Source organism: Bosea sp. Tri-49 (genome assembly GCF_003952665.1).
In the GTDB taxonomy this organism is placed as follows: domain Bacteria; phylum Pseudomonadota; class Alphaproteobacteria; order Rhizobiales; family Beijerinckiaceae; genus Allobosea.
Window position 1 is genome coordinate 1,094,436 of record NZ_CP017946.1, and the last position, 26,941, is coordinate 1,121,376.

At 66.6% G+C, this 26,941-nt stretch carries 20 protein-coding genes; 13 read left to right on the forward strand and 7 right to left on the reverse strand.

Annotation, left to right across the window (positions count from 1 at the left end):
* Window positions 1-115: 115 nt before the first annotated feature.
* Both BLM15_RS05440 and BLM15_RS05445 read right to left on the reverse strand, forming a co-directional pair.
* On the reverse strand, window positions 116-1,279 hold the full coding sequence (locus tag BLM15_RS05440; protein WP_164547400.1) for an MFS transporter: 1,164 nt from the start codon (window positions 1,277-1,279) through the stop codon (window positions 116-118).
* 256 nt (window positions 1,280-1,535) lie between these two features.
* A complete protein-coding gene (locus tag BLM15_RS05445) occupies window positions 1,536-2,231 on the reverse strand; it encodes a TenA family protein (protein WP_126111092.1) in 696 nt (231 codons plus the stop codon).
* Between the two features lie 160 nt (window positions 2,232-2,391).
* On the opposite strand from BLM15_RS05445, the gene BLM15_RS05450 reads away from it, so the two are divergent.
* Window positions 2,392-2,781, forward strand: a complete 390-nt coding sequence (locus BLM15_RS05450; protein WP_126111094.1) for a DUF6152 family protein — start codon at window positions 2,392-2,394, stop codon at window positions 2,779-2,781.
* Window positions 2,782-2,787: 6 nt separating this feature from the next.
* On the forward strand, window positions 2,788-3,255 hold the full coding sequence (locus tag BLM15_RS05455; RefSeq protein WP_126111096.1) for a DUF6644 family protein: 468 nt from the start codon (window positions 2,788-2,790) through the stop codon (window positions 3,253-3,255).
* Window positions 3,256-3,262: 7 nt separating this feature from the next.
* Here BLM15_RS05455 and BLM15_RS05460 read toward each other — a convergent pair whose 3' ends face one another.
* On the reverse strand, window positions 3,263-4,183 hold the full coding sequence (locus BLM15_RS05460) for a MerR family transcriptional regulator (protein ID WP_126111098.1): 921 nt from the start codon (window positions 4,181-4,183) through the stop codon (window positions 3,263-3,265).
* Between the two features lie 150 nt (window positions 4,184-4,333).
* On the opposite strand from BLM15_RS05460, the gene BLM15_RS05465 reads away from it, so the two are divergent.
* The 5 genes from BLM15_RS05465 to BLM15_RS05485 all read left to right on the forward strand — a co-directional run bounded on the left by BLM15_RS05465 (window position 4,334) and on the right by BLM15_RS05485 (window position 10,859).
* Window positions 4,334-5,581, forward strand: a complete 1,248-nt coding sequence (locus BLM15_RS05465) for a GGDEF domain-containing protein (RefSeq protein ID WP_126111100.1) — start codon at window positions 4,334-4,336, stop codon at window positions 5,579-5,581.
* 58 nt (window positions 5,582-5,639) lie between these two features.
* Window positions 5,640-6,632: a Gfo/Idh/MocA family protein gene (locus BLM15_RS05470; protein ID WP_236846576.1), complete on the forward strand. Its 993-nt coding sequence runs from the start codon at window positions 5,640-5,642 to the stop codon at window positions 6,630-6,632.
* A gap of 100 nt (window positions 6,633-6,732) precedes the next feature.
* A complete protein-coding gene (locus tag BLM15_RS05475; protein WP_126111102.1) occupies window positions 6,733-7,299 on the forward strand; it encodes an ImmA/IrrE family metallo-endopeptidase in 567 nt (188 codons plus the stop codon).
* 63 nt (window positions 7,300-7,362) lie between these two features.
* Complete coding sequence (locus BLM15_RS05480) at window positions 7,363-8,553, forward strand: pyridoxal phosphate-dependent aminotransferase (RefSeq protein ID WP_126111104.1); 1,191 nt, start codon at window positions 7,363-7,365, stop codon at window positions 8,551-8,553.
* A 59-nt stretch (window positions 8,554-8,612) separates the two neighbouring features.
* Window positions 8,613-10,859, forward strand: coding sequence for a mechanosensitive ion channel family protein (locus BLM15_RS05485; protein WP_126111106.1), 2,247 nt, complete (start codon window positions 8,613-8,615; stop codon window positions 10,857-10,859).
* Window positions 10,860-10,881: 22 nt separating this feature from the next.
* On the opposite strand, the gene BLM15_RS05490 is transcribed toward BLM15_RS05485, so the two are convergent.
* Entirely contained in the window at window positions 10,882-11,256 is a 375-nt protein-coding gene (locus tag BLM15_RS05490) for a hypothetical protein (RefSeq protein ID WP_126111108.1), read from the reverse strand.
* Window positions 11,257-11,311: 55 nt separating this feature from the next.
* Window positions 11,312-14,089, reverse strand: coding sequence for an Rne/Rng family ribonuclease (locus BLM15_RS05495; RefSeq protein WP_126111110.1), 2,778 nt, complete (start codon window positions 14,087-14,089; stop codon window positions 11,312-11,314).
* A gap of 690 nt (window positions 14,090-14,779) precedes the next feature.
* Here BLM15_RS05495 and BLM15_RS05500 point away from each other — a divergent pair.
* The 5 genes from BLM15_RS05500 (at window position 14,780) to BLM15_RS05520 (ending at window position 21,193) form a co-directional block, all read left to right on the forward strand.
* The gene (locus BLM15_RS05500) at window positions 14,780-15,997 is read left to right on the forward strand and encodes an N-acetylmuramoyl-L-alanine amidase (protein ID WP_164547401.1); all 1,218 of its coding nucleotides are present in this window, start codon (window positions 14,780-14,782) and stop codon (window positions 15,995-15,997) included.
* Window positions 15,998-16,152: 155 nt separating this feature from the next.
* Complete coding sequence (locus BLM15_RS05505; RefSeq protein WP_126111114.1) at window positions 16,153-18,600, forward strand: penicillin-binding protein 1A; 2,448 nt, start codon at window positions 16,153-16,155, stop codon at window positions 18,598-18,600.
* A gap of 125 nt (window positions 18,601-18,725) precedes the next feature.
* On the forward strand, window positions 18,726-18,863 hold the full coding sequence (locus BLM15_RS31590) for a hypothetical protein (RefSeq protein WP_206438609.1): 138 nt from the start codon (window positions 18,726-18,728) through the stop codon (window positions 18,861-18,863).
* A 95-nt stretch (window positions 18,864-18,958) separates the two neighbouring features.
* Window positions 18,959-20,087, forward strand: a protein-coding gene (gene prfB / locus BLM15_RS05515; protein ID WP_126111118.1) for a peptide chain release factor 2 whose coding sequence is annotated in 2 segments (ribosomal slippage) — window positions 18,959-19,027 and window positions 19,029-20,087 — 1,128 coding nt in all. Because the reading frame shifts where the segments join, the coding sequence is not laid out codon by codon here.
* The gene (locus BLM15_RS05520; RefSeq protein ID WP_126111120.1) at window positions 20,084-21,193 is read left to right on the forward strand and encodes an SGNH/GDSL hydrolase family protein; all 1,110 of its coding nucleotides are present in this window, start codon (window positions 20,084-20,086) and stop codon (window positions 21,191-21,193) included. Before prfB ends, BLM15_RS05520 begins: the two co-directional genes overlap by 4 nt.
* A gap of 98 nt (window positions 21,194-21,291) precedes the next feature.
* Here BLM15_RS05520 and BLM15_RS05525 read toward each other — a convergent pair whose 3' ends face one another.
* Together BLM15_RS05525 and BLM15_RS05530 are read right to left on the reverse strand one after the other, a co-directional pair.
* Window positions 21,292-22,569: a M23 family metallopeptidase gene (locus tag BLM15_RS05525; RefSeq protein ID WP_236846577.1), complete on the reverse strand. Its 1,278-nt coding sequence runs from the start codon at window positions 22,567-22,569 to the stop codon at window positions 21,292-21,294.
* Window positions 22,570-22,718: 149 nt separating this feature from the next.
* Complete coding sequence (locus tag BLM15_RS05530) at window positions 22,719-23,183, reverse strand: peroxiredoxin (protein ID WP_126111124.1); 465 nt, start codon at window positions 23,181-23,183, stop codon at window positions 22,719-22,721.
* A gap of 302 nt (window positions 23,184-23,485) precedes the next feature.
* On the opposite strand from BLM15_RS05530, the gene BLM15_RS05535 reads away from it, so the two are divergent.
* Complete coding sequence (locus tag BLM15_RS05535) at window positions 23,486-26,884, forward strand: hypothetical protein (RefSeq protein WP_126111126.1); 3,399 nt, start codon at window positions 23,486-23,488, stop codon at window positions 26,882-26,884.
* Window positions 26,885-26,941 lie beyond the last annotated feature (57 nt).

Sequence of the window (26,941 nt, forward strand, 5' to 3'; positions counted from 1 at the left end):
AGATATTGCCGAGGGTCTGCTTTTCGCTGCCGAAAGGTCCCGGGTGGGAGGTATCGAACGTCAGCTATCGGTATCGAGTGGCCGGCCCTGGGGCTACTGGGGCGCACTGCGCCTCTCACCTACGCGATTGGTAGACGAACCGTTCGATGGCAAGGGCGAACGCCCCGAAGGCGATCAACTGACCGGCGACGAGAACGAAGGGCCAGGTGAAGCTTCCGGTCTTGCTGGCGAGCATGGCGAACACCAACGGTCCGCAGATCGAGCCGATGAAGCCGAACATGCTGGCGCTCGACGTCACATCACCAATGCTCGCGAGCGGTGAAACCCTGGCGAGCTCGGCCATATGGACGCCGTTCCATCCCATTGATGTCGCTCCGACCAGCGCCATGCAGCCATAGACCAGCCAGGGGCTTGCTGCTGCGGACCACACCAGCAGCAGGATTGCGCTGCCCGCGGCAAGCGCCAGGACGCACAGGAGCAGAAGGCCCGATCCCAACCGGTCCGCCAGCCATCCGAAGACGATGCGTGCGACCGTGCTGGTTGCAAGCAGCACCGACATGTAGAGGCCGGCCTGGGCCAGGCTCGCGCCATGCTGGACGACCATGTAGGTCGCGGTGAAGGCCGTGATACAGGCCTGCGTGATCGAGAACGAAACGCCGATCGCTGTGAGCATCGGCAGGCCCGAATGGGCGTTGATGATGCGCGCTGCTCTCGTCAGCGACGATGGCGACAGGAACAGGCGGGGCCAGGCCCGGTTCCGCGGTCCCCTTTCCGCATCGAGCCGCGGCTGAAAGGTCTGGACCAGCACGGTGCAGGCAAGCACGGTGGCAATGATGGCCGAAACCGCGCCGATGAAGCCGAACGCCAGGACCAAGGGCGCGACGGTGATGCCGGCAATCGCTCCTCCAAGCGGCACGCCCGCCTGCTTGATCGAGAAGATCAGCGTGCGGTGCCCGGCCGGCGCGGTGCGCATCAGGACCTGGCTGCCGGCAGGCGTGTTGGGCGCCAGTCCCAGACCGACGAGCAGCGCTCCGGCGAGCCCGAGCGAAATGGTTGGCTGCGACAGGAGCGCCAGGCCTGCGGCGACGCAGATCAGGCCAAGCTGCAAGGTGCGAACGGGGCCGTGATGATCGAGCATCGGGCCGCCGCATGCCAGAAACCAGCAGATCCCGACCGAAACGACGGCCGAGACATAGCCGATGTTTTCAGGCGCCAGCTCCCAACGCAGCGTCAGGATCGGCCCAAGCAGCGGGATCGCGGCACCGGCCAACGAACTCACGACTTGCACAAGGAGAGTCGCACTCAGGGCGCTCCCCCACAATGGCAGCTTCAAACCAGGTCCCCCAGCCTCGTCGACGTGTCTATGCCCTTTGGCATCCGAACAGACGGAGCCAAGGGATTGCGGCGTTGGACTGGTCTTCCGGCAATGCAGGACAGCCGTCGAGGCCGGCGATGGGCTGACGGGCCTGCATCGGATGCATGGGGCGGCTGCGAGGGCGGACTGGAACGTGGGGTGGTCGTATGGACCTTCGCCGCTAGCTTGCAGCCGGCACCTTCGCCTCCAGCCCCATCTGCCAGTCCAGCCCCATCTGCCAGAAATCGGCCTCAAGTCTCGAGGCCTGGCCGAACAGGGCCGCGAGCTCGCTGAAGCGTGCTTCTGTCATGGCCCTCGCTGCGAGCGCGTCGAGATGGCGGCGGGCGTCGCGGGCGACCTGCTGATAAGGCTCGCCGGCATATTCGCCGATCCAGTCGCGATAGGGATGAGTCGCGAGCGCCGATCCTAGCCCGGCGGCGAGGCGGGTGCCGATTTCGGCATAACCGACCACGCAAGGCGCGAGCGCCACGTGAAGATCGAGCAGGTCGCCAGCCTGGCCGCAATCAAGCACGAAGCGGGTATAGGCGACCGTCGCCTGATGTTCGGGCGCTGCCTCCAGATCCGCGGGCGACAGGCCCCAGCGTTCGCAGAGCCGGACATGCAGATCCATCTCGAAGTCGAGGATCGCGGAGAGCCCGGCCTTGGCGGCGCGCATATCGGCGAGATTGCGGCTCTTATAGGTCGCCAGCGCATAGGCGCGGGCGAACTGGATCAGGAAGAGATAGTCCTGGACGAGATAGGTCCGGAAGGACGCCTCGGGCAGCGAGCCGTCGCCCATCTGCCGCACGAAAGCGTGCTCGACATAGGATGCCCAGTCCGCCGCGGCGGCGGCTTTCAATCTGTCGAAGATGTCCACGGCCTGAGCTGCCTTCCGGAATAGATTCGCGCGGCAGTCATAGCGCAAACCATCCGCGCGAGGCGCGCTCCGGATGACGCAGGTTTGATCCGCCTGGCGGCGACAGGGCGCAAGCGCCGGGTTAGCCTCCGCTCGTTCGTGCAACCAGGAGGGTTTGACGATGATCTGTTTCGTGATCGGCCGGCGGGCGCTGCTCTGCGGCGCGGCCGTTTCCGTTCTCGCTTTGCCGGCCTTGGCGCATCATGGCTGGGGCTGGGCGGTCGACGAGCAGAGCGAGCTCAAGGGCACGATCCGCTCGATCTCGATGGCGCCGCCGCATCCGACGCTGCAGGTCGTGGCCGCGGACGGTGTGCTTTGGCAGATCGACCTCGGCAATCCCAACCAGACGGCGCGGGCCAACTTCACCGCCGAGACGGCCAAGCCTGGCGACGCCATCACCGTGCTCGGCAACCGCCATCAGGATGCGAGCAAGAAGCAGATGAAGGCGGTGCGCATCACCATCGGCGGCAAGAACTACGATATGTATCCGGAGCGGATCAAAACGAACTGAGCGCCCGTGGCGACGCTCGTCGACTGGCTCGGCAGCTGGCCGGGCGCGGTGCTGCTGCAGCGCTCCGGCACCGCCTATCTCCTCGTCAACGCTGCGCATATCCTCGGCATCGGCCTGCTGCTCGGGGCGATTCTGCCGCTCGATCTCAGGCTGGCCGGGGTGCTGCGCGCCTCTGCGCTCCCTCTGATCGGCCCGATGCTGATCCGCACCGCGGCGTGCGGCCTTGCGCTCGCACTCGCGACAGGTTTCTGGCTGTTCACGGTGAAGCCGGGCGAATATCTCGGCAACACCGCCTTCCTCGCCAAGCTCGGCCTGCTGGCATTGGCGCTGGGCAATATCGCGCTCCAGCACCGTGGGCTGAGGCCGGTGCTGGCCGGCGGCGAGATCGGCCTGAAGGTGCGCCTGCTCGCTGCCCTCTCGGCCTCGCTCTGGCTGTCCGTGCTGGTCGCCGGACGCTGGATCGGCTTCCTGTGACGAGGGTTCAGACGACCAGCGCCTTCATCGCCTCGTTGATCCACCACCATTCTTGGCCGGGCGCGTCCTCGCCGCGCAGGGTTGCGAGCAATTGCTGGTAGCGCAGCGAGCGGTCATGGTGCCGACGGTGCTGATCGAGATGCCAGACGCGGAAACTCTCGTCCGGCTCGCGCTTCATCGCTTTGGCCGAGGCATCCAGCCAATCCTGGGCGATGACGCGGCCGGTGGCCGAAGCTGGAGTTTCACCAGCTGCCATAGCTTTACGGATCTCGGCGAAGATGCGCTCGGCGGCGGCATGATAGGCGGCGGGGTCGAACTCCGGCGTCCACATCGCCGCGGCGTCGGCCTTGGCACTGGCGATCACGGTCTCGTCGCTCAGCATCGCCCTGAGCTCGGCGAAGGCGTCGATCTGTTCCGGCGTCGGATCATCGGGCAGTTCGGGCGCTCCGGCTTCGATCGCCTTTTGCCGCCAATCGGGGTTCATCCTGTCGCCGGTGACCTCGTCGTAGAAGCGTTCGGTCAGGGCCCGCATGTCAGCGTTGGACAGATTGGTCATGGTCCATAATCTCCGGATGTCTTCGGCGGTGGGTTCGGGATTGCGCAGGGCGGCGCGCAGGGTCGCGGCGATGCGGCGCTTGCCGGCGATCTCGGCCTCGAGTGCCGAGAGCCGCAGCGCCAACAGCTCGGCGAGCGAGCCCTTGCGGGCGAGGATGCCCTGGATCGCAGTGAGACTCGTGCCCATGGCGCGCAGCGCCTGGATCAGGTCGAGGCGCGCCGCATCGGCGTCGGAATAGACGCGGTAGTTCGCCATGGTGCGGGTTGCCGGCGGCAGCAGTCCCTTGTCGGAATAGAAGCGGATGCGCCGCACGGGCACGCCGCAGAGGCGGGCGAGCTCGCCGATGGTGTAGCGCTGGTCGGTCGTGGTCATGGAGCCGTCCTAGCGTCTCCATCTGGTGGAGGGTCAAGCGCCTTGCGATCGGCGGATTCGCTCAAATGAGCCGCATCGCGAAGAGAGACGCGAAACCCTGTGCGGCGAAAGCTGTGTGCCGTCGGCGATGCGTCAAAGCGAAATTAGTGTGTGGCAGCCATCTTCCTGCGCGTGCACGCCCCACGCCACGATCCGATCTCCAGGCACGCCGAATCGGCGAGCGAAGCGCCAAGCGGCGCGGCGCCGGCGCGCAGCTTCGATGGCCTCGGTTTCGAGCCCACGCTGGAACGCGAGTATCGGCAGCACATGCGCACCGGACAGCGCAGCAGCACGCTCGTCTGCCTGATCACGGCACTCGGCATCTGGTTGACCTTCATCGGGCTCGACCTGACGCGGCTCGACGATCTCGCCATGATCGCAAGCGGCGACGGTTCGGTCGTGATCGCCATCGCGCTCCGGCTGGGGACGCTTGCCGTGATCCTGCGGCTGGTCTGGATCGTGCGCCGCAACCGGCAGGCGCGCTCCTTTCACCATCTCACCATGCTGGCGCTGGCGCTGATCGGCGTGACCTGCGCCTTCATCGCCAATATGTACAAGCTGCGCGGCCTGCCGCAGGCGGACATCGCCCAGCTCGTCATCATCGCTGCCGTGTTCCTGCCGGTTGGGCTGACCTTCCTGCAGAGTCTCGGCGTCGCCTTGCTGATCGCCATGTTCACCACCGTGCTCGGCTTGGTCATGCTCGAGCCGGCGCAGCTGGCCGAACATGGCCGGCTGTCGATCCTGCTGTTCTTCGCCGTCTTCGTCAGCGCCGTCGGCGCCTGGCTGCGCGAGCGGGCCGAGCGTGACCAGTTCCTGCTGCGGCGCATGCTGCACAGCCGGGCGATGTCGGATGCGCTGACCGGGATCGCCAACCGGCGTGGTTTCGAGGAGCATGTCGCCATGGCGTTGCTGCAGGCGCGGCGCGATCGCGTGCCGGTTGTCTTCGCGGTGCTCGATATCGACCATTTCAAGCGCTACAACGATCGTTACGGTCATCAGGCCGGCGACATCGCCCTGGCGCTGATCGCTCGCGCCGTCGACGGCACGCTGCGCCGGCCGATGGATATGGTCGGGCGGCTGGGCGGCGAGGAATTCGGCCTGTTCCTTTACGACACCACGCCGGAGAAGGCGCAGGAGCGACTGGAGCAGGCGGCGCAGGCGATCGCCGAGCTCAGGATCGAGCATGCGGCCTCGCCGACGGCACAATACATCACCGTCAGCATGGGGGCCGTCGGCTTCGACGGCCAGGAAACGGCCGTCGATCTCTATCGGCGGGCCGATGCGGCGCTCTATGCCGGCAAGGCCTCGGGCCGGAACCGGGTCGAGTTGGGCGAGAGCGGCGAGCGCCTGGCGGGCTAGCCGCGTCCGCCGCCGAGCTGCTATGCGGCGTTCATCCCCTTGCGATGAGAGAATTCCCATGTCCGAACCCGTTTCCATCGGCCTGATCGGCGCCGGCATCATGGGCGAACGCATGCTGCGCGCGATCCTGGCGCAATCGCCCGAGCTCGTGCGTGCCACTGGAATCTGGGACCCGTCGGGGCAGGCCATGGCCCGGATCGCACAGGAACTGCCGCAGGTCGCACGCTTGGCCGATGCCGCTGCGGTGATCGCGGCGAGCGACTGCGTCTACATCGCGTCGCCGCCCGCCTCGCATCTCGGCCATGCGCGCGCCGCGCTCGCGGCTGGCAGAACCGTATTCTGCGAGAAGCCGCTCGCGATCGACGTCGCCGATTCCCGCGCTTTCGTCGCCGAGGCGGGATCGCGCGGCGCAGTCAATTTCCCCTTCGCCTCGTCGCCTGCGATTGCGCAGTTGCAGGACTGGATCGAGGCCGGGGCTGTCGACAACAATCGTCGGATCTCGATCGAGGTCGCCTTCGCGACCTGGCCGCGCTCCTGGCAGGCCGATGCGGCCGGCTGGCTTGACCGGCGCGAACAGGGTGGCTTCACCCGCGAGGTCGTCTCGCATTTCCTCTTCCTGAGCCGCCGGCTCGGCGGGGCGCTGCACGGCCTGCAGGCGAGCGCGTCCTTCCCGGAAACGGGCAAGTCGGAACGTCGGATCGAGGCGCGGCTGATGGCCGGCGACATTCCGGTGACGCTCGTCGGCAGTGTCGGTACGACCCAGAAGGACGATCACAACATCTGGATGCTCGAAGGCGATGGCGGAGCGGTAAGGCTCTGCGATTGGTCACTGGCCGAGCAGCGCCAGCCGGATGGGTCCTGGCAGCGCGCTCCCGATGCGTTGACGCAGCTCGAGGCACGGCCGGTAGCGCTGAAGCGGCAGCTTGAAGGCGTCGCGAAGCTCACGCGTGGAGAGGCTCACCAGCTCGCTACTCTGGAGGAGGCGCTCAACGTGCAGGAGATCGTCGAGGCGATCCTGGCGAGCGGAAGCAATTCCAGCAGAAGCGCGTAGCGGTTCTGCGTCCGGAATTGCGCCAAGGCAAAGAGACGGACGCCTTCATTGAGGCGACATGGCAGGCGGCCTATAATCGACGGGCTCAGGAGGCCTGCCGATGCGCCATGCCTTCCTCACCGACGCCCAGATCGACGCCCGCGCCTTGGCGCATCGGCGCGGACTCGGCTTCGCCGACGATCAGGCCGTCGATGCCATGACGCTGCTGGCCAGGCTCAAGGCGCGCTACCCGGAGTTTTCCTACGAGCGGGTGCCTGATGGTTCGCTCGGCGAGGCCGAGGCGCAGTGGGATTCGCTGGGGAAGCGCCTGCTGATCCCTGAGGCCGTGTTCCAGGCCGCTAATCGAGGCGAGGGCAGAGCGCTGATGACGGTCGCACACGAGGTCGGCCACGCACTGCTCGGCCATGACGGCAATCTCAATCGCGCGCCGACCGGCGGGCGGGCCGAGCGGGTCTCGGCGAAGCTCCGGTCGATGGAATATCAGGCGCGGCGCTATGCGGCCGCCTTCCTGATCCCGGATACACCTACGGTGCGCCAGCTCGATGCGACCGCGCTGAGCGAACGTTATCGGGTCAGCATGAGCGCCGCGATCGTGCGCCATAGCGAGCTTCGTTCCGGCGAGAGCGCGCGGGCCCTGCCATTGCGACAGGCCAGTCTCGATCTCTAGCGGCTTGCGGTCGGCGCGCTCGCGGGGCATGGCTCGGGCAACGTGACGATCATCGAGGCTGCCATGACCATTGCCGCTACCGGCCTGCCGCCGGCGCCGAAGCCCGCCGCCCGGGCACAGGGCGTCTCGCCCTTCATCGTCATGGACGTGATGAACGCGGCCGAGGCGATCGAGCGGCGTGGCGGTTCGGTCGTGCATATGGAGGTCGGGCAGCCTTCGGCGGCGACGCCGGCCAGCATCCGGGCGGCCGCGGCCCGCGCTCTGGAGGATGGCCGCATCGGCTATACCCAGGCGCTCGGCATAGGCTCGCTCAGGGCCCGGATCGCGCGGCACTATCGCGACACTTACGGTGTCGAGGTCCCGGCCGAGCGCGTCGTCGTGACGACCGGCTCCTCCGGCGGTTTCATCCTGAGCTTCCTCGCCTGTTTCGAGCCCGGCGCGCGCATCGCGATCACCGCTCCGGGTTATCCGGCCTATCGCAACATCCTGATCGCGCTCGGGCTCGAGCCGGTCGCGATCCCGGTCGGGCCGGAGACACGCTACGCGCTGACGCCCGAGCTGATCGCCAGGGCCCATGCCGAAAAGCCGCTCGCCGGCGTGCTGACGATGAGCCCGGCCAATCCGACGGGCGTGGTGATGGCGCCCGAGGCGATTGCGGCGGTGGCGGCCGAATGCCGGCGGCTCGGACTCTGGTATATTTCCGACGAGATCTATCACGGCCTGACCTATGAGCGGCCGGCGACGACGGCGCTCGCCGCCGATCCGGACACGATCGTCGTCAATTCCTTCTCCAAGTATTATTGCATGACCGGCTGGCGGGTCGGCTGGCTGGTGGTGCCGGAGCGGCTGGTCCGCGTGATCGAGCGGCTGCAGCAGAATTTCTCGATTTCGGTGCCGATGCTGAGCCAGGTCGCCGGCGAGGCCGCTTTCGACGCGACCGCGGAATGTGAGGCGATCAAGACCGGCTATGCTGAGAACCGCGCCTATCTGCTGAAGGCGCTTCCGGAGATCGGGCTCGGCGACTTCCTCCCCGTAGACGGGGCCTTCTACATCTATCTCGACATCGGCCGATACTCGAACGATTCCATGAGCTTCTGCCGGGATGCTCTCGAAAATGCCGGTGTCGCGATCACGCCCGGGCTCGATTTCGACGAGGGGCGCGGGGCGCGGACCGTCAGGCTTTCCTTCGCCGGCTCGCTGGCCGAATGCGAGGAGGCGGTGGCGCGCCTGGGGCGCTGGCTGAAGACGCGCTGAAGCGAGTGCTTGCCAAGGCGACGCGGCGGACTCAATCTGATCCGGCTTGGGGGCAGGACATGGTCGCGATGCGGAACTGGCTGAAGACCATGGCGTTGTGCGGGGTGGCGCTGCTGGTTGGCGCTGTCGCAGTCCCGCTGCCGGCCGTGGCGCAGCACGCCAAGACGGACGCGCCGACCGTGCTGACCCTGCGCGGCGACGAGACGCCCGAGACGGTGCGCAAGCTGGTCGATGCCCTGTCGGCCGGTGGGCGCAAGGTCGAGATCAGGATCGCCGGGAAGGGCGAGGCAGCTGCCGCCCCTGCGGCGTCTGCCGTAGCTGGTGCAGCGCTGCCGCTATCGTCGAGCAGCGCTCCGGCAGAGCATGAAACCCAGGCCGAAGCCTTCTGGGATCATTTCGTCGATGGCGTATCGCAAGGCCTCGCCGCCATACCGCGCCTTGCCCAGATACCGGATGCCTGGCGCACTGCCTGGGCGCAGAACCGCAATGGTTCGGCCGGCTGGTGGCTTGCAGTAGGCCTTGTACTCGCGTTTGCCGTGGCCGGGTTGTTCCGGCTTGCGACAGCGGGCTGGTTCGCGCGCCGGCTGCGGCCGGAAGGGCCCGAGTTCACGCCGCGCCTGATCGCGTCCTCCTGGGGCCTGCTACAGGACCTGGCGACGCTCGCGCTCTGGCTCGTAGTGCTGCATGCGGTGCGCAGATTCTGGCTGCCGGAGCCCGACCTTGCCCATATGGTGCTGCGCACGATCGCCAACGGCCTTACCATCGGCGCCGGATATCTGATCCTCGGACGCTTCCTGCTCGCTCCCGGTGCTCCGGAACGTCGGGTCATGCCGCTGCCGCGGGCCGAGCGGGCTTTCAAATTCCTGATCTTCTTCGGCATTCTCACGCCCGTCCTGCTGACGGCGACGGTGTCGATCCAGCATACCACCGGCCCCGGAGCCGTCGTCGGGCTGTTCGCCCTGGTCGGCATTGTCTCGACCGTGTTCAAGGTCTGGTGGTTCATCGATGCGCGGCACGACCTCGCGGCGTTGATTCTCCATTCCGCGCATGAACCCGGGCCGACGCGCCGCGTGATCGCCCTGACGACGGGCTGGGTCTATGCCGCACTCGCGGTGCTGATCTGGATGGTCGGCAATGCGTCCTCGATGATGGAGGGCGGGGCGCGCTGGGCGGAGGCTGCCGCGCTGACGCAGTTCATCATCGTGCTGGCGCCGATCCTGGCGGTCGGCATCACCAGCCTGATGGCCTGCCGGCAAGCGCATGCGGCGGCGATGGGCGAGACCGCGCCGCTCTCGCTTGCGGTTGGCCATGCGCTACGCGCCGCGGCCGGCGGCGCGATCTGGGCCGGCGGCTTCTATCTGCTGGCGCGACTCTGGGCCGGCTTCCTCTTCGGCGTCAGTTCCGACCAGTTCACCATGCTGATGCGCCAGGCCGGCGGCGTCGCCGTGCTCGCCTTCGGCGGCTGGGTGGCGATCGTATTCCTGCGCAGCTTCTTCGACGCCTATACTCCGAAGCCCGTGGCAAGCCTGCCGGGCGACGAGGACGCCGTACCGCACGACCATGTGCCATCGCGGCTGGCGACGGTGCTGCCGGTCCTGCGCGGCGTCGTGCTCGCTGCTGTGTTCGGGCTGACCGCATTGGTGCTGCTGTCGCGGCTCGGCGTCGATATCGGGCCGCTGCTCGCCGGGTTCGGCATTCTCGGCCTCGCCATCTCCTTCGGCTCGCAGGCGCTGGTGCGGGACATCGTCTCCGGCTTCTTCTTCATGTTGGAGGATGCCTTCCGCGTCGGCGAATATGTCGATACCGGCCGGCTCAAGGGCACGGTCGAGAAAATCTCGCTGCGCTCGATGCAACTGCGCCATCAGAGCGGACAGATTCACACCGTCCCGTTCGGCCAGGTGCAGTCGCTGACCAATGCCAGCCGCGACTGGGCGACGGTGAAGTTCAACGTACGCCTCGACCACTCGGCCGATATCGAGAAGGCGCGCAAGACGATCAAGAAGGTCGGGCTGGCCTTGCTGGAAGACCCAGAATACGGGCCGCATTTCATCGCCCAGCTCAAGATGCAGGGCGTCGCCGACATCACCGATTCGGCGATCGTGATCAGGTTGAAGTTCACCGGCAAGCCGAACCAGGCCTCGATGCTGCAGCGCGAGGCGCTGAAGCGAGTCTATCGCGGCCTGAACGAGGCCGAGGTGCCGTTCGCCTCGAATGCGGTCACGGTAAAGGAGGGGGGCGGCAGGAGCACCGCTGCCGCGATCGCGGCCGTGCCGCCGCCGACTCCGCTGGTGCCGGCCGCGGAGTGAACCTCGACCCGGCCAGGGACCTTCATCCGGTCTGGTGGCCAAACTCCAGGATGAAGAAGAAGCCGAAGCCGAGAAGTGCCAGCAGGGCGCCCAATCCTGCAGCGAGGCGGGCGGCGGAGAGCTGGCCCGCCCATTCATGGCGCTGGCCGGCGCGCTCAGCTTCATGCTCGCGGCCGTGCTTGTGGAACTGGCTGGCATAGAGGTCCGGCGTCATCTGTGGGCCGACCGGCAGGTTGCCCTCCAGCTCGTAACGAACCGCGACGAAGAGGGTGAACAGGCCAAGCAGGCCAACGCCGAGCCAGCCGATCGTCTGCTGGGCGAGCCAGGCAAGACCGAGCAGGCCAATGCAGGCGATCGCCCTCACCAGCAGGCTCTCACGGCTTCGCGGCGGCCGCATCCCATCCTCCGGCAATGAAAAAGGCCGCCGCGATTGCTCGCGGCGGCCCTGATTTCTACTTGCGTCCGGCCAGCTTGTTCCACCAGCCGCCGCGCTTGGGTCGATCCGGATCGGGCGGGGTCAGCACGACCGCGACAGGCTCCTCGATCACGCGCGGCGCGGGCGGCGCCTCGACGGCGGGCGCCGGTTCCGGCGCAACAGCGATCACGGGCGCAGCTGGTTCAGGTGCTGGCGCCACCTCGACCGGAGCGGCAGCGATGCCGTCCTCGGTGATCGGCACGACCTTCTTGCGCGAGCGGCTGCGCTTGGGCTTCTCGGCCGGTTCGGCGACCGTCTCCTCCGCGGGGGCAGCCTTGGCGGCTTCCTTCGCAGCTTCCTTGGGAGCTTCGACGGTCTCAGCTTCGGCGTCTGCTTTCTTGGCGCGGCCACGGCGGGGGCGCTTCGGCTTGGCACCAGCTTCCGGCTCGGGCGTCGGGGTCTCGATCACCGGGGCGGCCGGCTCTTCAAGCGAAGCCGCAGCGGAAGCTGGGGCGGCATCGTCCGATTCGCCGACGGCGTCGTCATCGCTGCCTTCGTCGTCCTGCTCATCGGACTCGTCGGCGGCGCCTTCCACCAGCTGGCCTTGGCTATCACGCTCGCCACCGCGCCGGCGACGCCGACGCCGACGCCGGCGGCGACCGTCGCGGCTCTCCTGGCTTTCGCCCTCGGCAGCGGCGCGCGGCTCAGCCGCGGTCTCGCCTTCGGCCCCGCTTTCAATCTCGACCTCAACCTCGACTTCGGCCTCGACGATATCGTCGTCCTCCGGCTCGTCGATGATCGCCTCGGCGCGCATGCTCGACACCGGCACGACGCGGTTCTCGTTGCCGACGAACTCGCCGCGCTCGACCTCGAAATAGCGGGTGCCGAGCAGGGCCGCGTCGGCCGAGATGATGATGGCAATGTTGAAGCGTTCTTCCAGGTCGCGCAGATGGGCACGCTTCTGGTTGAGCACATAGAGCGCGACCTCGGGCCGGGTGCGGACTTCGAGGTTATGCGAGGCGCTCTTGATCAGTGCCTCCTCGAGCGCGCGCAGGATCTGCAGCGCGATCGACGGCGTCGAGCGGACGAGGCCGGCGCCGGCGCAGTGCGGGCAGGGCACCGAGGAGCTCTCGAGCACGCCGGTGCGGATGCGCTGGCGCGACATCTCGAGCAGGCCGAAGGCGGAGATGCGACCGACCTGGATGCGGGCGCGGTCGTTCTTCAGGCACTCCTTCAGCTTTTTCTCGACCGCGCGGTTGTTGCGGTTCTCCTCCATGTCGATGAAATCGATCACGATGAGACCGGCAAGGTCGCGCAGGCGCAGCTGGCGGGAGATTTCCTCCGCCGCTTCGAGATTGGTCTTGAGGGCGGTGTCCTCGATGTTGTGCTCGCGGGTCGAACGCCCGGAGTTGATGTCGATCGCGACCAGCGCCTCGGTCTGGTTGATGACGATGTAGCCGCCCGACTTCAGCGTCACGGTGTTCGAGAACATCGCGTCGAGCTGGCTCTCGACGCCGAAGGCGGCGAAGAGCGGGGTCTGTTCGCGATAGGGCTTCACGCTCTTGGCATGGCTCGGCATGAGCATGCGCATGAAGTCCTTCGCCTCGCGATAGGCGTTCTCGCCGGCGACGTGAACCTCGTCGATGTCCTTGTTGTAGAGGTCGCGGATCGAGCGCTTGACGAGGTTGCCCTCCTCATAGACCAGCGCCGGGGCGACCGAGCCGAGCGTCAGCTCGCGCACGCTCTCCCACATCCGCATCAGATATTCGTAGTCGCGCCTGATCTCCGGCTTGGTGCGGGAGGCGCCGGCGGTGCGCAGGATGATGCCCATCCCCTCCGGCACCTCCAGCTCCTGGGCGATCTCCTTCAGGCGCTTGCGGTCCTCGGCATTGGTGATCTTGCGCGAGATGCCGCCGCCCTTGCCGGTGTTCGGCATCAGCACGGAATAGCGGCCGGCGAGCGAGAGATAGGTGGTGAGGGCCGCGCCCTTGTTGCCGCGCTCTTCCTTGACGACCTGGACCAGGATGATCTGGCGGCGCTTGATCACCTCCTGGATCTTGTACTGGCGGCGCGAATGGCGATGCGGCCGCTCGGCGATATCGTCGAGGGCGTCGCCGCCACCGAGCTGCTCCGGCTCTTCCTGCGCCTCTTCGCCGCCGTTCTCGTCATCGCCGTTCTCGTCGTCCTGAGACGGCCGGCGCGCCTGCGTCTCCTCGCCAGCATCTTCCGAAGCGGCGACCTCAACGGTCTCGAAGGTCAGCGGAGCGGCGTTCTCGACGACACTCTCGCTGTCGGATTCGGCGACGGCCGGGGCGAATGAATCGCCGAAAGCCGGCGCGCCCTCGTTGACCATCGCGGCTTCCTTGCCGTCGGTCTCGACATGACCGTTGCCGGCCTCGACCTCGGCGCTGACGGTCTCGCCGCTCTCGGCGGTGCGCTTGGCGCGGTTGTCGCGGCCGTCACGATCGCGGCGGCCACGGCGGCCGCGGCGCTCACGCTTTTCCTCGTCACGCTCTTCCTCGCGCTCGGCGCGGGCGTCCTCGGCGAGCAGCGCCTGCCGGTCGGCGATCGGGATCTGATAGTAATCCGGGTGGATTTCGGAGAAGGCGAGGAAGCCGTGGCGATTGCCGCCATATTCGACGAAGGCGGCCTGGAGCGATGGCTCCACCCGCGTCACCTTCGCCAGATAGATATTACCGCGGAGCGGCTTGCGGCTGGCAGATTCGAAATCAAACTCTTCGATACGCGAGCCGCGGGACACCACGACCCGGGTCTCTTCCGGGTGGGTGGCATCGATAAGCATCTTGTTGGCCATGGGACAAATCCATTGGCGCGGCGGCCTTGGCAATCCGCCGGGCTGCGGATGCGAATCCGCGGCCGCGGGCAGGGGCACCGCGCGTAAGCCGGCTGAGGCCGGCATGTTGCAGGGAGAGGAATTCGATCAAGAGACGACGACGGGAGCGAGCGGCAGGGCGGGCGAAAAGCCCGTCGCCACCTGAAAGGTCTCGACGAAACACCGAAAGGGAAAGCGGCGTCGTTTGCCCCGACATCTGACCTTTGACCTACAGTGCGTCTCTGGAACGAGGCACACCGCGTTGACACGCTCGCAGACAAGAGGACCGGCGCCGATTGCTGCCTGGCGCAAGCTCGTCCGCGGACGATTCCGTTGTTGGCTGCCTCCGCGCCGGCGCGGATCGGTTTGACCGATCCGGTCGTTCGGCTGGTTCGCAGGGCGCTGGCGGGCTTGGATGGCCCAGCTTGTGCGCTGCGGTAGCCTTCACGTTGCAACCATCTCCATTACAGACAGGCGATGCATTTTTGCAAGCGCGTTAACAGTGGCCAAGTTTTGGCAGGCGGTTCCCGGCGCTGCACCCGCATGGTAACGGGTTATCAACGAATGGCGGCGCTATGGTTAACCTTCGTTAAGCGTCGAGCGAGCGAATCGAGGAGCTTTCTCCTGCTGCACGGGCTTCGCCTTTCTGTGGCGTGCATCGGCCGAATCGCCATGCTGGCGCGGCGTTTCGTCGTGGCCGCAGTGCTGGGCTGCCTGCTTGCGACCGCTGCGGCAGGGAACACCGGCCGAGGCGCCGGCGACTCTCCTGTCGCCACCGATGCGCGGCTCGAAGTTCAAGGCGACACTGTCCGGCTGACGTTGACATTGTCGCGACCGGTTGCCGCGAGCGCGACCGTGATGGCGGGCCCGGATCGCGTCATTGTCGAGCTGCCGTCGGTCAATTTCCAGATGGAGCCGAAGCAGGGGCGCAAGTCGGCCGGTTTCGTCTCCGGTTTCCGTTACGGCCTGTTCATGGCCGACCGTGCCCGCATCATCCTCGATCTGGCGCAGCCGGCCGTGGTGGCGAGCGTCTCGGTCAAGCCGCAGCGCGGCGGCTTCGGCGAGCTCACGGTCGAGCTGAAGCGCACGAGCCGCGAGGAATTCGCCGTGCTTGCCCGCGAGGCCGCTGCCAAGGCGCAGCTGCCGAGCATTCCGGTCGAGCGCAAGGCCGAGGGTGATTCGCGCCGCATCGTGGTTATCGATCCCGGGCATGGCGGTATCGACCCTGGCACCCAGGTCGCCGCGATCGCCGAGAAGGCGGTCGTGCTCGCCTTCGGGCTGAAGCTGAAGGAGCAGCTCGAGGCGCAGGGGCGTTACCGGGTGATCATGACCCGCTCGGACGACACGTTCATCTCGCTAGGCGACCGTGTCCGTATCGCGCGCGGCGTCGAGGCCAGCCTGTTCATCTCGATCCATGCCGATTCGCTGGCGCAGGCGCAGGATGTGCGCGGCGCCACCATCTATACTGGCTCGGAGCGTGCGAGCGACGCCGAAGCGGCGCGGCTGGCGGCGAAGGAAAACCAGGCTGACGCCGTCGCCGGTCTCGATTCGAGCGAGGACGTGCATGATGTCGCCGGCATTCTGATGGATCTCGCCAAGCGCGAGACCCGCAGCTTCTCGACGATCTTCGCGCGAAATCTGGTCGAGCGGCTCGGCGGCTCGGTCAAGATGCACAAGGTTCCGTTGCGTTCCGCAGGTTTTCGCGTATTGACCGCTCCCGATGTGCCGTCGGTTCTGATCGAACTCGGCTACATGTCGAGCCCCAAGGATGCCGAGCTGTTGAATTCCGAGGGCTGGCGCAACCAAGCGGCCTCGGCCGTTCAACAGGCGATCGACCAGTATTTCGAACGCCTGCAAACACCGGGCAAGGCTGCGCAGAGCAAGCCTTGACGGCGTAGTGGTCGAAGATGGCGATTTGTGGTCGTAAAGCCACGGTTCCGCCATCTCCGCCATGATATAGAGACGAGTTCAAGATCAGCCGGGCACGGTGCGACGCCAACGGGGGAGGGCGACGCCGCTGCCGCTAGCCGAGGTCAAATTTCTCGATGCGGTTCATATTGCGCCTTTTCGGATGGGCGTTCGCCGCCGGTACGATCCTGTTCGTCATCGGTGTTGCAGGCGCTGCCGGCGTGATCTGGCACTACTCCAAGGATCTGCCCGATTCAGCGCAGCTGCGGAATTACGAGCCGCCGGTGATGAGCCGCGTCCATGCCGGCGACGGCAGCCTCATTGCCGAGTTCGCGCGTGAACGCCGGCTTTATCTGCCGATTCAGGCGGTGCCGAAGCTGATCATCGACGCCTTCCTCTCGGCCGAGGACAAGAACTTCTACAAGCATTTCGGTGTCGACCCCGAGGGTCTCGCCCGCGCCGCGATCTCGAACTTCCGCAATCGTGCTTCTGGCCGCCGGCCGCAAGGCGCTTCGACCATCACTCAGCAGGTGGCGAAGAACTTCCTGGTCGGCTCCGAGCAGAGCATCGAGCGCAAGATTCGCGAGGCGCTGATCGCGCTGCGCATCGAGTCGACCTATTCCAAGGACAAGATCCTCGAGCTTTATCTCAACGAGATCTATCTCGGCGCGCCGGCGCCGGGACAGGGCAGCTACGGCGTCGCCGCGGCGGCGCTGAACTATTTCGGCAAGTCGGTGCATGAGCTGAACGCGCAGGAAGCGGCCTATCTCGCGGCGCTACCGAAGGCGCCGACCGACCTGCACCCCTTCCGTAACCGCGAGCGCGCGATCGAGCGGCGCAATTACGTGCTCGACCGCATGTCCGAAAACGGCTTCCTCAAGCGGCCCGATGCCGAGGCTGCCAAGAAGCAGCCGCTCGGCGTCAATCCGCGCACGGTCTCGCCCAACCAGATCGCTGCCGGCTATTTCGCCGAGGAGATCCGGCGCGAGCTGCAGGATCGCTATGGCGAGAAGAAGTTGCTCGAGGGCGGGCTCTCGGTCCGTGCCACCGTCGATCCCAAGATGCAGCTGATGGCGCGCAAGGCGCTGGTCGATGGTCTCGTGCGCTTCGACGAGGCTCGCGGCTGGCGTGGCGCGATCCAGAAGATCGACGCGTCGAGCCGCGAATGGGGGCTCGCCATCGCCGAATTGCCGGTGCTGGGCGACGTCAAGCCCTGGCGCCTCGCCGTCGTGCTCGATGTTGCCGGCGACAGCGCCCGCCTCGGCTTGCAGCCGATTCGCGAGACATCGGGTCAACTCCGGCCGGAGCGCGAGACGGTGACGCTCGGCCCGGACGGCATCCGCTGGACGCGGCGTACGCGTGTCTCGCAGGCCGTCGCTGCGGGCGACGTCGTCTATGTCGAACCGCTCGACGGCAAGCCCGGCCAGGTCCGCCTGCGCCAGATGCCCGAGGTCAATGGCGCCATCACCGTGATGGACCCGTTCTCGGGCCGCGTGCTCGCCATGGTCGGCGGCTTCTCGCATGACCAGTCGGAATTCAACCGGTCGACGCAGGCGCTGCGCCAGCCGGGCTCGTCGTTCAAGCCCTTCGTCTATGCGACCGCGCTCGACAACGGCTACACCCCGTCCAGCATCGTGCTCGACGCGCCGATCGAGGTCGACCAGGGTGGTGGCCTCGGCATGTGGACGCCAAGCAACTATGACGGCAAGTTCACCGGCCCGCGGACGCTGCGTTACGGCATCCAGTTCTCGAAGAACCTGATGACGGTGCGCCTCGCCAAGGATGTCGGCATGCCGTTGATCGCGGAATATGCCCGCCGCTTCGGCATTTATGACGACATGCTGCCGGTTCTCTCGATGTCGCTCGGCGCCGGCGAGACCACGGTCATGCGGATGACTGCGGCCTATTCGATGCTGGCCAATGGCGGCAAACGTATCCGGCCGACCCTGATAGACCGCATCCAGGATCGCTGGGGCGCGACGATCTATAAGCACGACCAGCGCACCTGCGAAGGCTGTGAGGCCGATAAGTGGGCCAATCAGCGCGAGCCGCGCCTGGTCGATAATCGCGAGCAGGTGCTCGACCCGCTGACCGCCTATCAGATGGTCTCGATGCTGGAAGGCGTCGTCAACGCCGGCACTGCGACAGTGGTCAAATCGGTCGGCAAGCCGCTCGCCGGCAAGACCGGCACCACCAACGACGCCAAGGACGTCTGGTTCGTTGGCTTCTCGCCGGATCTCGCCGTCGGCGTCTATATGGGCTTCGACAAGCCGAAGTCGCTCGGCAACTCTGCGACTGCCGGCCAGTACGCTGCGCCGATCTTCCGCGACTTCATGACGGTCGCGCTGAAGGACAAACCGGCGACGCCGTTCCGCGTACCGCCCGGCATCAAGCTGATCCGGGTCGACCCACGCACCGGCATGCGCGCCGGCGGCGAGGGCGGTATCCTCGAAGCGTTCAAGCCGGGTACGGCGCCGCCGGACAGCTATTCGGTGATCGGTGCGTCCGACGGCACGGGCGGGGCGATGAGCGTTGCCCCGGCGGGCGGGCGCTCGGTGGGTTCCGGCACGGGCGGGCTCTACTGAGCCCTCCCATTCCCGCCAAGGCGGCGGCGCTCGCCGCGCCTCTGCGGGACATTCTGCGGGCGGAGCTGGCGCGCGGCAACCGGATCGCGGAGATCGCCGACTGGCCTCCGCATTGCGAGCTGCTGGTGATCCTCCAACGGCCCTTTCGCAAACGCTACACGCTGACGGCGGGGCTCGACTACCAGGACATCAACGACCCGCATTACTGGAAGGCCGAGTATCGCCATGATGGCGGGCGTCACTGCCTCGCCTGCGGCTTCTGAGCGCCGGCCAGGCGAGGCCAGGCATTTACAGCGCGGCACATCCTTTCTATGCCAGCGCCCGAATAGCCCTCTGCACAGGACTTCGATCCCGGATCATGCGCCCAGAGATTCAGACGCAACTCGACAACGCCAAGCAGTCGATTGGACTGCTGAGGAGGCATCTTTGACTGGGATGTCGCACAACGACGCCTGGCGGAGCTGAACGCGCTTTCCGAAGGCCCGGATTTCTGGAATGACGCCGAGACCGCGCAGAAGCTGATGCGCGAGCGGACCTCGCTCGAAGACCAGATCAACGGCATCATCAAGCTGGAGCGCGAGCTCGACGACGCGCTGACGCTGATCGAGCTCGGCGAGATGGAAGAGGACGAAGCCACCGTCTCCGAGGGCGAGGCGGCGATCAAGGCCGTCGAGGTCGAGGCGGCGCGCCGCCAGGTCGAGACCTTGCTTTCGGGCGAGGCCGACATGCTCGACACCTATGTCGAAATCCATCCCGGCGCCGGCGGCACAGAGAGCCAGGACTGGGCCGAGATGCTGCTGCGCATGTATCGGCGCTGGGGTGAGCGGCGGAAGTTCAAGGTCGACGTGCTCGACTACCAGGACGGCGATCAGGCCGGCATCAAGTCGGCCACGCTGCAGTTCAAGGGCCACAACGCCTATGGCTGGCTGAAGACCGAATCGGGCGTGCACCGGCTGGTGCGCATCTCGCCTTTCGACTCCAATGCAAGGCGGCAGACCTCCTTTGCATCGGTCTGGGTCTATCCGGTGGTCGACGACCGGATCGTCATCGAGGTCAACGAATCGGACTGCCGCATCGACACCTATCGCGCACAGGGAGCGGGCGGTCAGCACATCAACACCACCGATTCGGCGGTGCGCATCACCCATATCCCGACCGGGATCGCCGTGACCTGCCAGCAGGAACGCTCGCAGCACAAGAACCGGGCCAAGGCCTGGGACATGCTGCGCGCCCGCCTCTACGAGGTCGAGCTCAAGAAGCGCGAAGACAAGGCGAATGCCGAGCAGGCCTCCAAAACCGATATCGGCTGGGGCCACCAGATTCGCTCCTATGTGCTGCAGCCCTATCAGCTGGTGAAGGATCTGCGCACGGGCGTCAGCTCGACAGCTCCGTCCGATGTGCTCGACGGTGATCTCGATCCGTTCATGGAGGCTTCGCTGGCGCAGCGCGTCTATGGCACCGAGGTCGAAGTCGAGGACATCGATTGAGCCCGAAGAAGCGCTCCCGCGGCCGCGAGATTCTGATCAATCTCGCGGTTTCGGTCGGCAGCGTCGTCGTCTTCCTGTTGTTCTGCGAGCTGGTGCTGTTCCGCTTCGTGCTGCCGGCGAGCGACGTGCCGCGCAACACCTTCGTCAACGAGGTGGTGCGCTACCAGCCGGGGCAGAGCGGCGTCTGGCGCGTGCGTGACGAGATCGCCGCGCCGTTCAAGATCAATGCGCAGGGCTGGAACTCGCCGCTTCCGAACTACTCGGTTGAGCGCAAGCCGGGCGTCGCCCGCATCGCCTTCGTTGGCGACAGCTTCGTCGAGGCGCTGCAGGTGCCGTTCGACAAGAGCTTCGCCGAAGCGGTTGGCGCCAAGCTGGCTACCGCGGGGCCGATCGAGGTCCAGCGCTTCGGCGTCGCCGGCGCTCCGCTCAGCCAGTATCTGCAGATGATCGAGCGCGAAGTGATCCAGCGGCGGCCCGACCGGATCGTCGTCAACCTGGTCCACAACGACTTCGACGAGAGCTTCGCCTTCAAGCCGGGGCGCTACACATCGAGTTTCCTCAAGCTGAAGATCGAAGGCGGCAAGGTCGTCGGCGAGGTCGCTCCCGAGCCATGGCGCGCCGGCCGGCTCGAATTTGTCCGCCAGAGCGCCACGGCGCGCTTCCTGCTTTATCGCTGGCAGGTCAGGCCGCAGGCATTGGTCGATGCGATCCTCGGGCCGGCCAAGGCCGCAGGCGAGGGCGGCTATGCCGCCAATATCGATGTGGCGAGCGTGTTGGCGCAGGAGGCCGATATCCGTGTCGCCACGGACTATCTGTTCGGCCGGCTGAAAGTGCGCACTGACGCGATCGGGGCCAAGCTCCAGCTTGTCATAGATGGCGATCGCGCGGCGATCTATGCCGGCCGCCCCGACAGCCCGGCGCTGAAGCTCAACCGCATCGCCGCCGAGATGGCTGGCAAGCACGGTATCGCTTTCCTCGACCTGCACCCGGTTTTCGCCGCCGAATGGGCCAAGGCCGGCAAACGCTTCGAGTTCCAGGCCGATGCGCACTGGAACGAGTACGGCCATCAAGTGGCGGCCGCCGCTATTATCGAAGCCTTGCGCTGAATTGATTCGCGAATCAAAACAGCTCGCTGTGCGTGAACGCTGCAGCGATCTGTGAAGCTTAATTGAGCTTGGAAGACCGCCCCTGAGGACGTGTGTCCTCAGACCCGCCCGGCTAGCTTGTTGCCGGCCCGCAGGAAACGGTTTGGATCAATCGGGTCGCCGTCCAGCCGCGTTTCGTAGTGCAGGTGGGGCCCGGTCGAGCGGCCGGTCGAGCCGACGCGGCCGACGAGGGTCCCGCTGCTTACCGTCTGGCCTAGGCTGACCAGGATAGCCGACATGTGAGCGTAGCGCGTGGTGAGACCGTTCGCGTGCTCGATCTCGACCATGTTGCCGTAGCCACCCGAATACTCGGCGGTCACGACTTTTCCCGGGCCGGTGGCGCGCACAGGCGCTCCGTGCTCGGCGCGCAAGTCCATGCCGGTGTGCAAGGCGGCCCCGCGGGTAAAGGGATCGGCGCGGTAGCCGTAATTGGAGCTCAGCTCGAGCTCTCCGTCGAGCGGCCTGTTCAGCGGCAGCCGCTCGGCGAGGCCGCGCAGGCTGAATACAGTCGCTATGCGCGGCTGCAATGAGCTCAGAGTCGCCTCGAAGGGGCCGGCTGTGGGATCGATGTCGATCGGGACGAGCGGTCCACCGACACCCTTCGCGACGGAGTTCGCGGCCGCGAGCTTGTCGGTATCGAGCCTGGTTTCCGCAAGCGCGCCGCGCAGCGTCTTCTGTGTCTCGCCGAGGGTTCGGTCGATGTCGCGCAGGGCTGCGAGCTGGGCGGCCGAGCTGCGCTCGATCGACTGATCGAGCTGGATCAGCGCCCCGGCGACACGTTTGGCTGGAGGTACGGGCTCCTCGGCTTCGCCCGATTGCCAGGGGGCCGGACGATCGTCGGCGCCACGCAGCGGCAGGGTCTCCGGCGCCGGCGTCGGCTTGCCTGAGGCGAACGGTGCGAAGCTGGTGACGCCGGAGGCACGGATCGGCTCCTCGGGCTTGATCATGCGCTGGCGCAGCGGGCTCTTTGCTGCCTGCGACACGCCGATGCCGGCCGATTGCAGGCTCTCGGCGACGGCGTTGACCAGGGACTGTCGCGATTCGAGTTCGGCCTGGCGCGTGGCGATCTCGCCGACTCGGGCCTCTACCCCGTCCTGATCGAGCAAGGCACGGCTGGCGAGCCGGTCGACATCGGCACGCAGCGCCGCGATCCGATCCTCATAAGCGTATTGGCGCGAGGTCTCGCGGCTGATCAGCCGCGCGGCGAGATCGTCCTTGCGCAGGATGTACCAGCTCGTCGCACCACTCCAGGCGGTGGTCAGCGCCAGCAGGCTCAAGCCGAGCAGCGCGGTCGAGCGGCTGATCGTGAAGCTGCGGCGGGACAGGATGCCGGTCACGGGGAGTGCGGGGCCGGCAGCTTGGGCAAGAGAATCCGAGGGAATCATACGCAAAACCGAGTTGACGCTGCGATGGTTCGATTAGACCCCGTTAGGGTTAATCAATCGCAAACCATGGTCGGTTTCACAGGGTTTCCGCCTCGCAAGCGTCAGAGTTCCCGGGCAGCTGCGAGCACATCCTCGGCATGGCCCTTGACCCTGACCTTGGCCCAGACGCGAGCGATCTTACCCGTCGCATCGATCAGGAAGGTGCTGCGCTCGACCCCCATATAGTGCCGCCCATACATCTGCTTCTCGACCCAGAGGCCATAGGCTTCGATAGCCGTCCGCTCCTCGTCCGAAACCAGAGTGAGGTGCAGCCCGTACTTTTGCTTGAACTTGTCGTGGCGCTTCACCGAATCGGGCGAGATGCCGATCACTGTCGCGCCCGCAGCAGCGAATTCCGCGCGCAGTGCGTCGAAGGAGAGCGCCTCGTTGGTACAGCTTTGCGTGTCGTCCTGCGGATAGGCGTAGAGCACGACCTTGCCGCCGCGCAGGCTGGACAGTGTGAGCGAGCCGCTGCCATCCGTCGGCAAGGTGAAGTCCGGGGCCGCGATGCCTTCGTTCAACGCCATCTTCGCCTTCCTTTGGTCTCGATCACGTGCAAGGGCCGGGCAAGCCGCCTGCGACAAGCCGGCTTTGACCACAGACCAGAACCGCTGGGAACGAATCAGCTAGCTTGCTGTTGCTGTACCGCTCCCGGGAACAGGCGCATCATGCGGATGGCAAGGCGGCCCGGCTGCCGGAGCTGTTACATCGATCCGCACGATTCGAGTAGCAACACAAGAAGCGTTTCCGTTTGACCGAGAACAGCAAAATCAACGCGGCTCCCGCACCCGGCGCGACTTCCGCGGCGGAATGCCAGGAGGTCGCCGCCGTGGCGAAGCGCGCCTGGCGCGGCATCGTCACCATTGCAGTGGCGGTTTGCGTCGCGGTGGTGACTCTTGGTTTTGTCGGAGCCGCCTTGCTGGTCAGCGGCTTCATTCCCCTGTCCGGGCTCGAAGGCCGAATCTCCATAGCCATCGAAGAACGGCTCGGCCCGAACTGGAAGGTCACGGCCGAGCAGGCCGAGCTCGACCGTGTCGACGGCCGTTCGCGCCTGCGTGTCCGCGAGGTCTCGTTCCGCCATGCGGGCGGGGCGTCGTTCCGAGCGCCGGAGGCCGTCCTCGGCTACGACGCGATGTCGTTGTTGCGCGGCAATATCCGCCTGGTCTCGCTCGACCTACGCGGCGTCAATATCCGACTTGGCGTCAGGCAGGACGGATCGTTGCTGCTTGAGCAGGACGCCCAGCCGGAGCAGACATCGAAGACGCCGGTGGCCGGTGATCCGGTGGATTGGGACGCTTTCGCCGGCGCTATGAACGCGATCGGCGCGCTGGTCTCGAACGAGGGTCTGCTCGGATCGCTCGAAATTGCCGGCATTGGCGGGGCTCGTGTCACATTGATCGATCCGGCCGGACGGCAACGATCCGGCCTCGAAGACGTCGATGTCAGATTGGAGCGGTTCGGCGGCGGGCAGGCCCGCCTGTCGATGAAGGGGCGGATCGGCCCGCGCTGGAAGGAATTGGCGATCGACCTGTCCAGCGCTCCTGATGGAACGCGCAGCGCGACCATCGATATCCAGCGTTTCGAGCCGGCCGAGGCAGTGGCACTCGCCTTCGGCAACGCCATGGTCGCGCTGGATGGCATGGCGCTCAGCGGCAAGATCTCGCTGACCCAGGCAGGCAATGGCGAGCGCAAGTTCGCGGCGGGACTGACCGTCGCGCCGGGCGTCGTCCGTGTCCACAATGCCGGGCTTGACCCGATCGAAGTGCAAGGGGCGAAGCTCGATTTCACCAGCGAGGACGGCCTCAAGACGATCCGGGTCGCGACCGCCGAGCTCCAGGCCGGCGAGACCAAGCTCGCCGGGAGCGGGCAGGCGCGGAACGAGGGCGGCATCTGGCGGCTGGTACTCGATGGTGGCGGCCAGGTCGCGGGCATCGGCAAGGACGCCGCGGTCGTGATCTCAGCGCTGCGAACACAGCTCGATGTCGATCCCGGGGCGGGCGAGATCCGACTCGGGCAGCTTTCGTTCAAGGGGCCGCTGATCAGCGCCGAAGGCTCCGGCATGGCCCGCCGGCGTGACGACCAGAACTCGCATCAGTTCCAGATCAGGGCGGTCGACACCGACATGCGGGCCGCGCTCGCGGTCTGGCCGGCGGTGACGTCGCCGGGGCTGCATGGGGCGCTGTCGGAGATGGTCAAGAGCGGGCGGGTCGAGGAGATCGACGTCAAGGTGACGATGTCGCCGGAGGCGAATGCGAGGCTGTCCAGCGGCAAGGGCATGGACGACGACGCCGTGGCCGTGGCGCTGAAGGCCTCGCAGGTCAGCTTCCTGCCCAATCCCGGCCTGCCGCTGCTGACCGATGCACGCGTCGTGGGCTCGACGACTGGCCGCACTGTCGATCTCGTTATTCCGCAAGCTACGGCCGAGCTCGGCGATGGCCGAAAGCTGACGTTGAGTGAAGGTACCTTCGCCATGTCCGACACCTGGGCGGATCGGCCGCAGGCGCGGATGAGCTTCAAGTCGACGGGTTCCGCCGATGCCCTGGTCGCTCTCCTCAACTTCCCGTCCCTGCGTGAATTCTCGCCGCTCAAGATCGAGCCAGGCGCATTGCGGGGCGCGGTCGATCTGACCAGCCAGCTCTCCTTGCCGCTCGTCAACGACCTGCAGTTTGTTGACGTCCTGATCCGCAGTAGCGGCGCCCTGTCGAATGTCGCTTCCGACAATCTGCTCGGCGGCGAGAAGCTGGAGGGCGCCAATCTGGCGCTCAGCTATGATCGCGGTCAGCTATCCATCAAGGGTGAGGGCAAGGTCGGCGGCGACAAGGCGCCGATCGAGCTCAAACAGAACGCCAAGGGGCAGGGCGAGGCGAGCATCTCGCTTGCCCTCGACAATGCCGCGCTCAAGCGGCGTGGCTTTGGCCCGGAGACCGGCATCAGCGGGCCGATGCAGGTCAAGGTCGTCAAGCCGCTTGGCAAAACACCGGAGGCGCCGCCACGGGTCGAGGTCGACCTGACCAAGGCTGCGATCGATTCAGGCGTGCCGGGGGTGAGCAAGCCCGCTGGCCGGGCCGGCAAGGCGGCTTTCACCTATGTCGTCGACGACGACGGCCCGGACCTTGAAGACCTGACGATCGAGAGCGCGCCGCTGCTGGCCAAAGGCCGCATCTCGCTGACCAAGCAGAACGCGTTCGAGAGCGCCAGCTTCTCGCAATTGCGTCTGTCGCCGGGCGACAATCTCACCAAGGTCGAGATCGGCCGCGACGGCAATGTGACCAAGCTCTCGGTGCGCGGGGCGGTGCTCGATGCACGTCCCTTCATCCGCGACCTGTTCGACGCACCCGCGGCTCCGACCCGTGGGGCGCGCGGCAACCAGAGCACTGCGTCGGGCCCGGATTTCGATCTCGACCTCGACGTGCCGATCCTGACCGGCTTCAACAATGAGGCGCTGGGCAATTCACAGCTCAAGCTCTCGCGTCGGAACGGGGCCCTGCGCTCGGTCGCCTATCAGGGCCGCATCGGCAAAGCCGACCTTTCGATCAAGCAGGCCAGGCAGGGCGAGGGCGCCGGCCAGCTGGTCGTGCAGTCGGAGAACGGGGGCGCCACGCTGCGCTTCCTCGATCTCTATCGCCGTGCCTATGGCGGCGACCTGATCCTGCAGCTTGGCGCCGGCGAGGGCCGCCAGCCGGGCGAGCTGCTCCTGCGCAATTTCACGGTGCGGGACGAGCCGGCCTTGCGCCGCGTCGTCGGTCCGCAGGGCTCCCAGACGCCGAACGCGCTCGACAGTACCGGGGCGCCGGTTCAGCGGATCGATGCGAGCGATGTCGCCTTCACCAAGCTACGGGCCGAGTTCGTGCGCAGCGCCAGCCGGATCGACGTCAGCGATGCGGTGCTGTGGGGCCAGCAGGTCGGCTTCACCATCCAGGGCAGCGTCGACTATGGCCGCGACCGCGTCGATATCGGCGGCACCTTTGTGCCAGGCTATGCCTTCAACAACGCCTTTGCGCAGGTGCCGGTGGTCGGCATGATCCTCGGTGGTGGACAATACGGCGGGCTGTTCGCGGTGAATTTCCGCGTTTCTGGTTCAGCCAGCCAGCCGACGATGACGGTGAACCCGCTTTCGGCAATCGCTCCCGGCATCCTGCGCCGCTTCGTCGATCCGCTCGGGGGTGGCCCGCTGGAGCAGGCGCGCCCCGGCGCCAGAGTGCCGGCGCCGGGCGCCGCGGAGCGCTAGATACAAATGCGCTCAGCTCGCGGTGTGCAAGCTGAGCGCTCAAACCATCTCTTGCTT

Excerpts from the sequence above, each read along its gene's own strand:
- BLM15_RS05500 (WP_164547401.1), top strand. The coding sequence starts at position 14,780 with ATGCTGGCGCGGCGTTTCGTCGTGGCCGCAGTGCTGGGCTGCCTGCTT.
- BLM15_RS05485 (WP_126111106.1), top strand. The coding sequence starts at position 8,613 with ATGGTCGCGATGCGGAACTGGCTGAAGACCATGGCGTTGTGCGGGGTG.
- BLM15_RS05480 (WP_126111104.1), top strand. The coding sequence starts at position 7,363 with ATGACCATTGCCGCTACCGGCCTGCCGCCGGCGCCGAAGCCCGCCGCC.
- BLM15_RS05470 (WP_236846576.1), top strand. The coding sequence starts at position 5,640 with ATGTCCGAACCCGTTTCCATCGGCCTGATCGGCGCCGGCATCATGGGC.
- BLM15_RS05505 (WP_126111114.1), top strand. The coding sequence starts at position 16,153 with ATGCGGTTCATATTGCGCCTTTTCGGATGGGCGTTCGCCGCCGGTACG.
- BLM15_RS05530 (WP_126111124.1), bottom strand. The coding sequence starts at position 23,183 with ATGGCGTTGAACGAAGGCATCGCGGCCCCGGACTTCACCTTGCCGACG.
- BLM15_RS05490 (WP_126111108.1), bottom strand. The coding sequence starts at position 11,256 with ATGCGGCCGCCGCGAAGCCGTGAGAGCCTGCTGGTGAGGGCGATCGCC.
- BLM15_RS05460 (WP_126111098.1), bottom strand. The coding sequence starts at position 4,183 with ATGACCACGACCGACCAGCGCTACACCATCGGCGAGCTCGCCCGCCTC.
- BLM15_RS05475 (WP_126111102.1), top strand. The coding sequence starts at position 6,733 with ATGCGCCATGCCTTCCTCACCGACGCCCAGATCGACGCCCGCGCCTTG.
- BLM15_RS05450 (WP_126111094.1), top strand. The coding sequence starts at position 2,392 with ATGATCTGTTTCGTGATCGGCCGGCGGGCGCTGCTCTGCGGCGCGGCC.
- BLM15_RS05495 (WP_126111110.1), bottom strand. The coding sequence starts at position 14,089 with ATGGCCAACAAGATGCTTATCGATGCCACCCACCCGGAAGAGACCCGG.